Consider the following 13,222-nt stretch of genomic DNA (forward strand, 5'->3'; position numbering starts at 1 on the left):
GTAAAATTACGTTATAATGGTTTTGGTCCCTCGTATATTTCGATGAACGGCACGAGTTGGAGGTTGAAATGAACTTTTGTAGGGGTGAAGTCCTTTTTAGGGTTGTTTTATTGGTGAGTTAAAGTGTTGTTTGGAAAAAGTGGGGCTTAGTATTTTATAATTCTAATGGCCCATTATATTTGTTCATGGTATTTCCAATTCCGGCCGTTCCAAATTCTTTAATAAGGTTGGCTCCCTTGAAAAGGAGTTCTGGCATATATCGATTTTCTTCTTTAGACCATTCTCCTAAAACATAGTTAGACTGTTTGCCTTTTGAGAAATTTGCACTTACACCAAATCGAAAACGTGGATAGTTTTGATTTCCTAATTTTTCATTGATATCTTTCAAACCATTATGTCCACCCGCACTTCCTTTTGCTTTTAATCTGATGGTACCGAAATCTAGGTTTAGGTCATCTGAAATAACAAGGATGTTTTCTTGGGCAATTTTTTCTTTTTCCATCCAGTATTTTACGGATTTCCCACTTAAGTTCATGTAAGTAGAAGGTTTTAGTAGAATAAAAGTTCTTCCTTTGAATTTAAAGTTCCCAATATCACCAAGCTTATCTGTAGAGAATTTGATATTTTCCATAGAGGCTAATTCATCCAATATTTTGAATCCAATATTGTGACGAGTGTTTTCATATTCAGCTCCTATATTCCCTAGTCCTACAATTAAGAATTTTTTCATAATAGATGTTCTGTATTTCAATTTTCAAAATTAACAATAATGGTGAGATATGAATCAAAAAAAGGTTCCTTTTGAAATTTCAAAAGGAACCTTTAAGTTATAATGCTTGAATAAATTTATTCAGCAGCAGCTTCTTCAGTAGCTTCTTCTTCAGCTTCATCAGTTGGAGCCTGTGCAGCTCTAGACATTCTTACCTGAGCAACAACAGTGTTCTCTGGGTGTAAGATTGTACAGTTAGGAATTTCAACTTCTCTTACAAATAATTTGTCTCCGATATTCAATTTAGAGATATCAGCATCAATTGTATCAGGTAAGTTTCCTGGTAAAGCCTTCACTTTTAATTTACGGTTAGGGAAACGTAAAGCTCCACCAATCATAACCCCTGGAGAGTTCCCAACTAAAGTAACAGGGATTTCCATAGTAACTTCTTTATCATCGAATAATTGATAAAAATCAATGTGTAAGATTTTGTCAGTTACAGGGTGAAATTGAATGTCTTGTAAGATACAAGTAGCAGGTTTTTCACCTTCCAATTCAATCGTTGCAGTATATACATTTGGAGTATATACCAAGTTTTTAAAAGCTTTTTCTTCAGCTGAAAAATGAATGGCATTTTCTCCTCCGTATAATACGCAAGGTACCTTGTCAGCATTACGTAGTGCTTTTGTAGCAGCTTTTCCTACGCTTTCTCTTTTCGATCCTTTGATTGTAATAGATTTCATTATATATATATTTATTAATATTCTTAATTAGATGATAAACTGGTCGCTAATTGACTTGTTATCTTGTACTTTGTGCATAATATCCGCGAACAAAGGCGCGCAAGTTACAACTTTTATTTTAGAACTCTCTTTTCTTAATGGAATTGAATCAGAAACAATCAATTCTAATAATTTAGAGTTTTCTATTTTTTCATAGGCATTTCCAGAAAGTAATGGGTGAGTGATAATAGCTCTTACACTTTTAGCTCCTCTTTCCATCATAACATCAGCAGCTTTTACAAGGGTTCCTCCTGTGTCGATCATATCGTCAACAAGAATCACATTTTTCCCTTCAACTTCACCAATAAGTTCCATCGTGTCAATCACATTCGCTTTTAAACGTTGTTTGTAACAGATAACTACTTCGCTTTGCAAATGCTTAGAGTAAGCATAAGCTCTTTTAGATCCTCCCATGTCTGGAGAGGCCATTGTGATATTATCAAGTCCTAAGCTATGGATGTAAGGCATGAAAATAGTTGAACCAAATAAATGGTCTACTGGTTTTTCGAAAAATCCTTGGATTTGATCTGCGTGTAAATCCATAGTCATAATTCTTGTCGCTCCAGCTGTTTGTAATAAGTTAGCAACTAATTTGGCTCCAATAGCAACACGAGGTCGGTCTTTACGATCTTGACGTGCCCATCCAAAATATGGCATTACAGCAGTAATGTGTCTAGCAGAGGCTCTTTTTGCAGCATCTAAAATCAATAGCATTTCCATTAAGTTGTCAGAATTTGGAAACGTAGATCCAATAATGAAAACACGACGACCACGAACAGATTCTTCGAAAGCTGGCTGAAACTCACCGTCGCTAAATCTTGAAATATTAATGTTTCCAAGTTCCGTTCCGTAATGTTTTGCAATGCTTTCTCCTAGTTCAAAACTTTGCGAACACGCAAATACTTTTGGTGCTAATTGATTGATAGACATACTATAATGTGTTTGTTTAATTAAATGTGATTTATTGCGGTTGCAAAAATAGAAATAATTTAAGAGCCTACCTCGATATTTTTTAATAAAAATGTTTGTAATTCAATTTTTTTTATAAATTTGCAATCCAATTGCGAAAAGCCTTGGTGGCGGAATTGGTAGACGCGCTGGATTCAAAATCCAGTTCTTTCGGGAGTGTGGGTTCGATTCCCACCCAAGGTACAAAAGCCTCATTTGACTAAAGTTGAATGAGGCTTTTTTTTTGTAGTATTTTGATAGATTGGAAGTGTTTTATAGTCAGCTTTTTGAAATTGTTTAGGTTTGGGTTAAAAGTTGTTTTGGTCCTTTAGCTTAATAAAAGGTCTTTTCACCTTTAGTTATGGTCGCTTCACAATAAAACTCTAAAAAAGAGGTTGTTTGAACTATATATTTGTTATGTCATAAGGCAAAAAACATTTAAATAGATACAAGATGAGAGGAAAGGTGATAAATACAGCAGAACTACAAATAGTAGAGATCATTATTAAAAACTGTTACAGAAAGCTGGAGACTCATAAATTAGAAGCTCATCTGTATTCAATGTTTGATACCAAAAAATTTGAAGATGCAAGACCTATTGCTGAAGAGTTGTTAGGATGTGTTAATGAGTATATGTATTCTTCTGAAGAACCTGTTGTGAATATTGATTTCAAACGTGGGATGGATGAACTGAACTTTTGGTGTATGCGATTGACAAAAAGGTTGAATGGAAGGGATGATGTAGAATGCAAGGTGGCAGTGGAGTTGTTGATGGACTTGATAAATGACATCAATTCTTGTGAAGTTAGAATGAATGATAATTTGGCACGGTTGGGTTTAGTAGCATAGACTTTTATGTGTATGCCCAATATGTCAGAAATAAATTGTAGATATTTAAACCCTTATGGATTTTTGTTCATAAGGGATTTTTATGGTTAAAGTTTTGTAGGGGAGTTGAATAAGATTATTTTTGCGAAAATAATTATTTTCTTGAAACAGGTATTTTCATATATTTTGCTTTTCTCCTTGGTGATACGCCCTCTATTTATTGTAGGGCATATAGCTTACTATGAATTGAATATAGATTATATCACAGAGAAGTTTTGTGAAAATAAAGAAAAACCTGAGTTACAATGTAACGGTAAATGTCATTTAGCGAAAGAGTTGAGTGTTGTAGCTGTAGATGTTGAAGCTGATTCTGGCAAAGAAGTAAGTTTGATTAGTTCTTATAAATGCTTTACTCCTTTGTTTTTTCAAAAGATTAAACCAGATTTTCTTAAGTTAAAATCATTGTTTGTTACTTCAAAGGATAACATGTTTCGTTATGATGATAGTTACTCATTTCACAAAGAGCTAAGTCTTTTACGACCTCCAATTGTATAGTTTTTATAAAAGAGTAAGATGTTTTAACGTCTTATGGTATCTCATGGAGCTTCTGTTTCATTGAGAGGAATACTTATTGTTTAAAAACAAATACATTTAAAATGAAAAACTTAAAAAATATATTTTTAGGAGGGGTTGCCTTCTTGTTGATTAGCGCATGTTCTGGTAACGATTCAGAAATGGAGCATAATAGCGGAACTCATGTGTCTGCAATAATAAAATTAGATCATTCTTTGGCTATTGGAGATGAATTTACCGTTCAACAACAGATGGATGGTGAGGATCAGACATTAATTTTAGATAAATTCAAATTTCTTATTTCCGATGTAGTTGTGAAAACTGCCGACGATCAGTTGATTGAGATTCCGAATAATATTGCAGGGAGTTTGATTGATTTATCAAAAGCTGATGATAAAGAGGTGCAAGTGTATCTTACAGAAATTCCATTTGGGGAATATAAATCAATCTCGTTTGCAGTGGGAGTAAGTGATGAGGTTGCCAGCGGGAGTGCTGATGATCAAACAAAGCTCTTTGAATTGGCTCAAGCTGATATGAATTGGAGCTGGAATCCGAACTCTTATATCTTCTCTAAAATTGAGGCTACAAACAAAATGAATGTGATGGATCATATGGCAAAATCAGAAGATTTGGCTGATAATTTGTCAATTCATATTGGTAAAAAAGGAGATTTCGATGGGTATAGAACGGTGACGATTGACTTTCCTCAAAACATAACTATAAAATCGGAGGTGTCACCAAGTGTGCATGTGAAGGTGAATATTGAAAAGCTTTTTGTGCCTAATAATGGTGTTTCTGTTTATTTGGGAGCTGTTAGTAAAGCTGATTTTGCAGATAACTATCCAGGTATTTTTGAAATCCATCATGTGCATCCATTAAATGGAGCTGTGGTGTTAGAAGATGTTGAAATGGATATGGAAGATCATACAGAAGAAGGTTCTGAACATAATCACTAAATGCTAATTGCAGTTATTGGTTGTTTATTGATGATTGTTATCTTTTATTATGAGGTACCTAAAAATATTTAGTGTAGTTGCGTTGCTGTTTATCAGTTGTGATAAACAGATGGAGCAAGATAATTCTGTTTTTGAGATTGAGCTTGAACAGCCTGTGAATTTCCCGTCCCCCACCTATGATTTAATTGATAATCCGATTGATTCTGAGGGTTTTGTGTTGGGGAGAAGACTTTTTTATGATGTGAGATTGTCGGACGGAAATTCTATTTCTTGTGCTGAATGTCATAATCAAGCTTTCGCTTTTACACATCACGGACATGATTTAAGTGAAGGAGTTTTGGTGGATCAGTTTGGGGTTAGGAACTCTCAGCCTATCCAAAACTTAGCTTTTATGGATGCTTTTACTTGGGATGGTTCGGTAGAGTTACTTTGGAGACAACCTGTGGTTCCAATAACAGAACAAGTTGAAATGAACGAGACTTTGGAGAATGTAATAAATAAACTGAAGCAGGATGTGAGTTATCCTCTGGAGTTTGAAAAGGCTTTTGGAGAGGACGCGAACGTTGTAAATTCGGTAAATATGTTAAAGGCTTTGGCTCAGTTTATGGGAGCAATGGTTTCTAGCAATTCAAAGTATGATAAATATGTGCGTGGTGAGGCTGGTGGAGAGTTTTCCGAGTCAGAGAAGGAGGGTTTACAGTTGTTCCGTCAAAAATGTGCAAGCTGCCATGCGGGTGAGTTGTTTACAAATCAAGATTTTATAAATAACGGGATTGGTGTTAATGCCAAGTTACCGGAGGAGTTGGGAAGGTCAAGAGTTTCAAGTTCAAATCCAGATTTGACCTTAGAGGAAGGAAGATTGCATTCAGATTATTATAAGTTTAAAGTGCCTAGTTTGAGGAATGTTGAAAAAACTTTTCCTTACATGCATGATGGTCGGATTGTTTTGTTAAAACAGGTCTTGGATTTTTATGATACAGATACTTATCCTTTTGTTCAGAAAATGGATAATTTGGATCCAAGGTTAATTCAAGTGGTGGATGGAAAAGAAGAGTTAGGGATCCCTATGACAGAAGAAGAAAAAGAGTTGATAGTTTTGTTTTTAGAGACTTTGACAGATGACGAATTTTTAAATGATACACGTTTTGCAAAACCTTAAATTTTCTTTGATATTTTTCTTGATGAGTATTACAGCATTTGCTTGTGATGTTTGCAGTTGTGGTTCTGCTAATAATAGTGTGTTTACAAATGCAATTCATGGTAATTTTATAGGAATGAGCTATAACCATATGTTCTTTCAGTATAAAGAAGGTGTATTTGAGGATAGTCCTGTTGCTGATGACAGAATTAACACAGTAATGGTTACTGGGCAATATCAAATCAATGATAGGATTTTGATAAACACAATGCTGCCATACCGTTTTAATTATCGTTATACCAGTGAGCAAGATGTAAGTGTAAGTGGTCTAGGAGATGTTTCTATCTATGGTTTGATTAGTGTGTTGAATAAGGCAAGCAAACATGTTTTAAAGTTAGGGGTGGGGCTAAAGTTGCCCACTGGAAAGTTTGATTTGCAAAGCTCTCAAGATAATAAAACATCTTCAACACAATTAGGTACGGGTAGTTTAGATGTTGCTCTTCCTTTACAATATGCTTTTGGTTTTGGTGATTTTTCTTTCAATTTGAGTGCAGTGTATTTTGTTAAAAATACCAACAGCGAATCTTTTAAATATGGAAACCAAACTCAGGTAAATACAAGTATAGCTTATGCAGTTCTCATAAATAAAGGTTTTATTATGTCTCCATATGTTGGTGTAAATTATGATCAATTCAAAGCTTCTGAACGTTTTGAAATTATTGATCATCGCACCTCAGGGTATATGACAAATACCAATTTTGGAATTCAAATGGAGACAGAAAGAGTAATTATGGGGGTGAATTCTCAATTGTCTCTAGATCAGAATTTGATACAGCATGAAGTTTTCTTTAAGTATGGATTAGGACTTTTTGCCTATTGGAGGTTTTAAAGTTAGACTCAAAATAAAAAACCGTTAGAAGTTATCTAACGGTTTTTTTATGCTTAAGGTATGGGTTTTGTTATACCAATTCGTTTGCGATAAGATACTCTGCAATTTGAACTGTATTTGTAGCTGCTCCTTTTCTTAGGTTGTCAGCAACAATCCACATGTTTAAAGTGTTTGGTAAAGATTCATCTCTACGAATACGTCCCACAAAAACTTCATCTTTATCATGGGCGAAAGCCGGCATTGGATAAGTGTTTGTGTCAAGATTGTCTTGTACTACAACTCCTGGGAAATCATGTAATAACTGACGTACTTCAGCTTCATCAAAATCATTTACAAATTCAACATTTACTGATTCAGAATGTCCACCAGCAGTTGGGATACGCACCGCAGTTGCAGTTACAGCAAAAGAATCATCTCTTAAGATTTTCTTAGGTTCTTTTACCAATTTCATTTCTTCTTTTGTGTATCCATTGTCCATGAAAACATCACAATGAGGAATTGCATTTCTGTTGATAGGATAGTGGTAAGCCATTTCTCCTTTGATTCCTTTCGTTTCGTTTTCCATTTGTCTTACTGCAGCTACTCCAGTTCCAGAAACAGACTGGTATGTAGAAACAATCAAACGTTTCATTTGGTATTTTTCATGCAATGGAGCCAAAGCCATCACTAATTGAATAGTAGAACAGTTTGGGTTTGCAATAATTTTATCTTCTTTAGTTAGAACGTCACCATTGATTTCAGGAACTACCAATTTTTTAGTAGGGTCCATTCTCCAAGCAGATGAGTTGTCTACTACAGTTGTTCCAGCTGCTGCAAATTTAGGAGCCCACTCCAAAGAAGTATCTCCACCTGCAGAAAATAAAGCAATATCAGCGTTCATTTTAACAGCATCCTCTAAAGTAACTACTGTGTATTCGTTTCCTTTGAAGGGTAATTTCTTACCAGCAGATCTTGCAGAAGCAACAGGAATTAATTCTGTTACCGGAAAATTTCTTTCAGCTAAAACTTTTAACATTACAGTTCCTACCATTCCAGTAGCACCAACTACAGCTATTTTCATTGTATTTAATTTTAATATTTGAGAATGCAAATATCGTACTTTTGTAACTTATGAATCAACAAGTTGTATAAAAATCACACCAGATGTTTAATTTTTTTCATATTTTAAGTTTTTGGGAGGTAATTTTAACAAAGTTTAAACCTTTTAATTGTATAAAGGTCTTAAGAATGAAACCGAACTTTTGTCTTATGAAATTACTTTATATCATTATACTCAGCTTTGTTTTTATAACGGGACAGCTCTCTTCTCAAATTGCCTCGAAAAACCCCAATATTATTATACTCATGGCAGATGATATCAGTCCGAGAGAGTTTCCTTGTTATGGTAACAATTCTATAAATACACCTACAATTGATATGCTCGCAAGAGAAGGTATGCAGTTTAAAACGGCTTGGGCTACGCCTAAATGTCAGTCTACAAGAGCGATGTTGATGACTGGAAAATATGCTTATCAAACCGAATGGTATCATGGTTCTATGAGGCCTAGTAAAGAATCAAAAAATTGGTCGTTGTACACACATACTCTTTTTTCAGATATAACCAATAAGGCTGGATATGTGTCTCTAATGGCAGGGAAGTATCAGTTAAATGGTGAATGTAATAAGCATGGTTTTGATGAGTATTTTATTACTGGTGATGCTAAAAAAGCTCCAGAGAATGCTGGTAAATTTTTGGATGGTAAAAAAGGAAAGAAGAAAGCTTCTTGTTATTGGAATCCCTTTGTTTCTATTCATAAAAAAGATTCAAATAAAGTTGAGTGGGTGCAAACATCATCTGATGATTTTGGCCCTGAGATGGAGTTAAATTATTCGTTGTCTTTTATTGATAGAGCTACTAAAAATAAACAACCCTTTTTGGTGTATTTACCTGTTCACTTAGGGAATAAAAACAGCGAACAGGCATTCCCTAAAACGCCACTTTACAATAAAGAAGATCAAAGGCTTAATGTCTTAAGCGAAGCTTCAATGGGGGCACATGTGGAGTATATAGACTATATGTTGTCGCAATTGATACATAAACTAAAGTTAAACGGGGTTTATGAAAATACTTTATTTATAGTTACAACAGATAATGGTAGTGCAGGCTATGGTAAAAACGATGTTACAGCTCAAAAGGGAGTGCGTGTTCCTTTAATTATCTCTGGTGCTTTTGTAAAATCTAGTGGGCTTGTTGAGGGGTTAACGGATTTAACAGATGTGTATGCTACTATTGCAGAGATTTGCAACCAACCAACTGATGGTGATGGGAAAAGTTTATTGGCTTATTTGAAGGGAGAAGCCAAGATGCATAGAGATTGGATTTATAGCAATCTTACAATTCATCAAATGGTGAGAACAAAAAATTTACTTAGAGATGGTAATGCTGATTTTTGGGCTGTTGAAGATGTAGGAATTGAGGAAGGATTGAAAAAGTTAAAAAATGTACCTTATAATCTCAAAGAAGATTTAGCCATAATAAATAATGTTCTTAAGGATATAAAAGCTCCATCAAAAGACGGTGACATGTATAAGAAATATCTTTTGAAAGAAAGTGGTGAGCCTAAAAAATCAAAGACTAAAAAAAGTTCAAAAAAGAAATAATTATGAAAGTTTTTGTCAATAATTCGATTTTATGTTTGATGTGCTTGTCTTTAAGTTTACACGGAATAGCTCAAAATAAGAACGTTAAAAATGCACGAAAAAAAGTGATGAATGATGATAAAAAGGAATTAGATAATCTTGCAGTACGTTCCTTTTCATGGCTTACAGGTACTTCGACAGACAACGACTATGTATCTGTGGGGAAGGTGGCTCATTATTTTGGTGTAATCAGTTTGCGTTTGGATAGTGGACATACGCTGAGTAGGGGAGGTTTTGGCAAAAGTGTTTTTCAACTTTTAAATGATTCTCAAAAAGAAAAAATGTTATCGTTGCTTGAAGAACTTAAGGTCCCTTTGGCAGAGTATCACAAAAATCACAATGAAATTAACAGGCAATTAGAAAAGTTGTTGAGGCGCGAATCATTTAATCTTAAAAAATGCAAAGAGCTTTCAGAAAATCAATCTGTGGCAGAGGGGGAAATAGGTGTTATTTCAGCAAAATATTTTTACAAAGTATACAATTCTTTATCAGAAGAACAGTTGAATCAAATAAAGACTATGCGAGCTAAAATTTTAGCCAAGAGTTTTGAAGATTCAAATAAAAAGGGAAAAAGTAAACAAAAAAACTTCTCTCATGAAGATCAGTTGGAATTGTGGAATTTATGCACCCGTTTTGGTGCTTGGATTACTGGAGAACAAGATGATGTTACTTTTTCTACCACTGGTAAAACAAGTCAACATTTTGGGTTTGTAAGTGTTAGAGTTGGAAGTGGACATGGGGTTACTAGAGGTGGAGTTAGTAAGCAAGTTTTAAGTGTTTTAAATGACTCACAAAAAAAAGCATTAAAATCTCATGTTAATAAGCAGAAATCTAATTTGACACAATTTTATTCATTGAGGAAAGATTTGACAATTGCCTTGCGAAATTTGTTGGTGTCAGGAAGTCTCAATGAACAAGAAATTCTTACTATATCGAAAAGTATGGGGAGTATTGAAGGGGAAATGACTTATGATCAAGCGTTGTTATATATTGAGTTGAGGGAAAGTTTATCTCAAGAACAAATTGCTTCTTTTTTTGAAATGAGGAGCGCTTTTTTACCTTTCACCGATGCTAAAAACACAACTAATAACCCGTTGGTAAGAGGAGAAAAGATATTTGGTTTGTGCGCCATGTGTCACTCTTTAAAAGAAGGTGAGAATTTGATAGGGCCATCTTTGTATAGAATTATAAATAGACCCGCTGCAACGGTTGAGGGGTATAATTATTCTCCAGCCATGGTGTCAAAAAAAATAGATTGGACTAAGGAAAATTTAGATAGTTTTTTAGAAAATCCTAAGAAGTTTATTCCTTCCACGATCATGCCTTTTTCAGGAGTTGAAAGTGTATCAGACAGGAATGCGTTGATTTTTTATTTGGAGTCTTTTAAGTAATTATCTCCCCCAATTGCTACCAACGGTAAATTGCCATGTCCATTGCTCTGGGCCCTTGGCAATATCAATACCAGCATGGAGTCCATAGTCTTTTGCTAAAAAATATCGAAAACCACCACCTCCTGCGGCTTTTATGTTCTGTCCAAAATCAGAATAAGTTTCCATAGCATCACCGGCTCCAATAAAGCCTACTAAACTCCAACGCTTATATAGGTTCCATCTCCACTCAGTTTCTAGGGTTAGTACATTGTTTCCTTGATATCTCAACACTGGAATTCCTCGAAGAGAAATAAAAGGAAGTGCGTAAAAAGGAGTTTCGTCTGTTGTTGATTGAATTTGCATTCTGTATGATGAGAATAATTTATTTTTAACGACCGGTAGGTATCCGTAGGTTCTAAAGTTGGTATCCCAATAATCTTGGTCTCCACCAAAAATCTCAGAGAATTTTCCTACTTCTAAAACAGATTTGATTCCTTTGGCAGGTGTTAAGGTGTTGTCTCGTCCGTCAAACTCAAATACCCCGTGCAGCCCTGCATTTTCTATTTGCCCTTCAATAACATCTAGATCAGGAATATTGATTCCAGTATTAAAAGAGATATGATTGTTAAAGTATGTGTAGTTTAATCCAACAAAGAGAGGGGTGTCTTTTTTAACTCGAAATAGAATTTCTTGAAGCGTTAAAAAACCCTGCATGTTAAATTCATATTTTTTATCAGTGATACCACCAAGTCCTGGGCCGTAAAAAGTTAAGTTAGGAGATACAAACCCTAAAAAACCTAAATAGCGAATATTGTCTTTGTAATAAGATCCTTTGTGCCCAATAAAACCAGCCCAAGTTCCGTTTTCTGTATAAGCTCCCCCTCCGAAAGTAATGGTTGGAGAGAGTCCTAAGGGACGTGTGTCACCTTCTTTTTTCTTGTGAAAATAGGAAAGAACTAGTCCTCCACCATAACCAACTGCAGGTTCTGTAATGATAATTGGTACAGGAAGAAATCCTGCTGTAGAATTTAGAAAATTACTAGCATCAAATTGATCGTCACTAGCGTGTCTAAATAGGTGTTTTTTTTCCTGAGCAGAACTATTGATTGTTATGGAGTAAAACGCAATTAGTAATAGGAACGAAATTGACTTTTTCAAAGCAGAGTATTTTCGAAGGTTCAAAGCAAAAATACTTAATTATGTTGAACCAAGTAGTATTTAGTTTTTTAATAAAATACTTTATAGTCTTTTCTTATTATATCGATACAAAAGCGTATTTTTGCAAATAAAATAAGTTTAACATAAATTAGTATAGCATGCAACTGTACAATAAGTTAAGCGCGGAAGAACGCGCACAATTAATAGATGAAGCGGGGAAAGACCGTTTGACAATTTCTTTCTATCAATATTTCAAGATAGAAAACCCACAGCTTTTTAGAGATAAATTATTTTTAGAATGGGATGCCCTTGAGGTTCTTGGAAGAACCTATGTTTCGTATGAAGGAATCAATGCGCAGATATCTGTTCCTGCAGAGAATTTTTTAGAGTTGAAAGATCAATTAGACGCGATTTCTTTTTTGAAAGATATCCGTTTGAATGTTGCTGTTGAGCACGATAATAAATCTTTTTTAAAGCTAAAAGTTAAGGTTAGAAATAAAATTGTTGCAGATGGATTAGAGGATTCAAGTTTTGATGTTACCGATATAGGGGTACATTTAAAAGCTGAGGAATTTAATAAGATGTTAGAGGATCCGAATACAGTTTGTGTTGATATGCGTAATCATTATGAAAGCGAGATAGGGCATTTTGAAGGTGCAGTGACTCCAGATGTAGATACTTTTAGAGATTCTTTAGATTTGATTGAAGAAGATTTGAAAGATCATAAAGAGGATAAAAACCTTTTAATGTATTGTACAGGTGGAATACGTTGTGAAAAAGCAAGTGCCTACTATAAACACAAAGGTTTTAAAAATGTTTTTCAGTTAGAAGGTGGGATTATCAATTATGTACGTCAAGTTGAAGATTCAGGGATAGAAAATAAATTTAAAGGAAAGAATTTTGTTTTTGATCACAGAAGGGCAGAACGTATTTCTGAAGATGTAGTTTCTAATTGTCATCAGTGTGGTGAGCCTTGTGATGTGCATGTAAATTGTGATAACCAAGCTTGTCACTTACTCTTTATCCAATGTGCTTCGTGTCAAGAAAAAATGAATACCTGCTGTTCTGAAGAATGTAAAGATATTGCAGCACTTCCTTTTGAGGAGCAGAAAGAATTGAGAAAAGGAAAAGGAAATAGCAATAAAATTTTCAAAAAAGGAAGATCTGAAGCCTTGAAGTTTAAAAAATAGTA

At 34.5% G+C, this 13,222-nt stretch carries 13 protein-coding genes and 1 tRNA gene; 9 read left to right on the forward strand and 5 right to left on the reverse strand.

Features of this window, described 5'->3' with window-relative positions; translation table 11 throughout:
• Nucleotides 1-154 precede the first annotated feature (154 nt).
• The 3 genes from pth to AC2DZ0_RS11860 all read right to left on the reverse strand — a co-directional run bounded on the left by pth (nt 155) and on the right by AC2DZ0_RS11860 (nt 2,421).
• Nucleotides 155-730 carry an aminoacyl-tRNA hydrolase gene (gene pth / locus AC2DZ0_RS11850; RefSeq protein ID WP_484641979.1) on the reverse strand — a complete coding sequence of 192 codons (576 nt, stop codon included), beginning with the start codon at nt 728-730 and terminating at the stop codon, nt 155-157.
• A gap of 116 nt (nt 731-846) precedes the next feature.
• On the reverse strand, nt 847-1,452 hold the full coding sequence (locus AC2DZ0_RS11855) for a 50S ribosomal protein L25/general stress protein Ctc (protein ID WP_484641981.1): 606 nt from the start codon (nt 1,450-1,452) through the stop codon (nt 847-849).
• A gap of 27 nt (nt 1,453-1,479) precedes the next feature.
• Nucleotides 1,480-2,421, reverse strand: coding sequence for a ribose-phosphate pyrophosphokinase (locus AC2DZ0_RS11860; protein WP_484490273.1), 942 nt, complete (start codon nt 2,419-2,421; stop codon nt 1,480-1,482).
• A 140-nt stretch (nt 2,422-2,561) separates the two neighbouring features.
• Between AC2DZ0_RS11860 and AC2DZ0_RS11865 the strand changes: the two genes are divergently transcribed.
• The 6 genes from AC2DZ0_RS11865 to AC2DZ0_RS11890 all read left to right on the forward strand — a co-directional run bounded on the left by AC2DZ0_RS11865 (nt 2,562) and on the right by AC2DZ0_RS11890 (nt 6,823).
• Nucleotides 2,562-2,643, forward strand: a tRNA-Leu gene (locus AC2DZ0_RS11865).
• 249 nt (nt 2,644-2,892) lie between these two features.
• Complete coding sequence (locus AC2DZ0_RS11870; RefSeq protein WP_484490274.1) at nt 2,893-3,288, forward strand: hypothetical protein; 396 nt, start codon at nt 2,893-2,895, stop codon at nt 3,286-3,288.
• A 141-nt stretch (nt 3,289-3,429) separates the two neighbouring features.
• Entirely contained in the window at nt 3,430-3,822 is a 393-nt protein-coding gene (locus AC2DZ0_RS11875; protein WP_484641983.1) for a hypothetical protein, read from the forward strand.
• Nucleotides 3,823-3,923: 101 nt separating this feature from the next.
• Nucleotides 3,924-4,796 carry an MbnP family protein gene (locus tag AC2DZ0_RS11880; protein WP_484641984.1) on the forward strand — a complete coding sequence of 291 codons (873 nt, stop codon included), beginning with the start codon at nt 3,924-3,926 and terminating at the stop codon, nt 4,794-4,796.
• 49 nt (nt 4,797-4,845) lie between these two features.
• On the forward strand, nt 4,846-5,955 hold the full coding sequence (locus tag AC2DZ0_RS11885; RefSeq protein ID WP_484641985.1) for a cytochrome-c peroxidase: 1,110 nt from the start codon (nt 4,846-4,848) through the stop codon (nt 5,953-5,955).
• Between the two features lie 22 nt (nt 5,956-5,977).
• A complete protein-coding gene (locus AC2DZ0_RS11890) occupies nt 5,978-6,823 on the forward strand; it encodes a transporter family protein (RefSeq protein ID WP_484641987.1) in 846 nt (281 codons plus the stop codon).
• Nucleotides 6,824-6,893: 70 nt separating this feature from the next.
• Here AC2DZ0_RS11890 and AC2DZ0_RS11895 read toward each other — a convergent pair whose 3' ends face one another.
• Entirely contained in the window at nt 6,894-7,883 is a 990-nt protein-coding gene (locus tag AC2DZ0_RS11895; RefSeq protein WP_484641989.1) for an aspartate-semialdehyde dehydrogenase, read from the reverse strand.
• Nucleotides 7,884-8,071: 188 nt separating this feature from the next.
• On the opposite strand from AC2DZ0_RS11895, the gene AC2DZ0_RS11900 reads away from it, so the two are divergent.
• Both AC2DZ0_RS11900 and AC2DZ0_RS11905 read left to right on the forward strand, forming a co-directional pair.
• Nucleotides 8,072-9,463 (forward strand): sulfatase-like hydrolase/transferase, encoded by a 1,392-nt coding sequence (locus AC2DZ0_RS11900; protein ID WP_484641990.1) that lies wholly within the window; start codon nt 8,072-8,074, stop codon nt 9,461-9,463.
• Between the two features lie 2 nt (nt 9,464-9,465).
• On the forward strand, nt 9,466-10,893 hold the full coding sequence (locus AC2DZ0_RS11905; protein ID WP_484641991.1) for a c-type cytochrome: 1,428 nt from the start codon (nt 9,466-9,468) through the stop codon (nt 10,891-10,893).
• Here AC2DZ0_RS11905 and AC2DZ0_RS11910 read toward each other — a convergent pair whose 3' ends face one another.
• A complete protein-coding gene (locus AC2DZ0_RS11910) occupies nt 10,894-12,030 on the reverse strand; it encodes a hypothetical protein (RefSeq protein ID WP_484641992.1) in 1,137 nt (378 codons plus the stop codon).
• 158 nt (nt 12,031-12,188) lie between these two features.
• Here AC2DZ0_RS11910 and trhO point away from each other — a divergent pair, with 158 nt between their 5' ends.
• The gene (trhO, locus tag AC2DZ0_RS11915) at nt 12,189-13,220 is read left to right on the forward strand and encodes an oxygen-dependent tRNA uridine(34) hydroxylase TrhO (RefSeq protein WP_484490281.1); all 1,032 of its coding nucleotides are present in this window, start codon (nt 12,189-12,191) and stop codon (nt 13,218-13,220) included.
• Nucleotides 13,221-13,222: the final 2 nt, after the last annotated feature.

The organism is Flavicella sp. IMCC45668, from assembly GCF_057219105.1.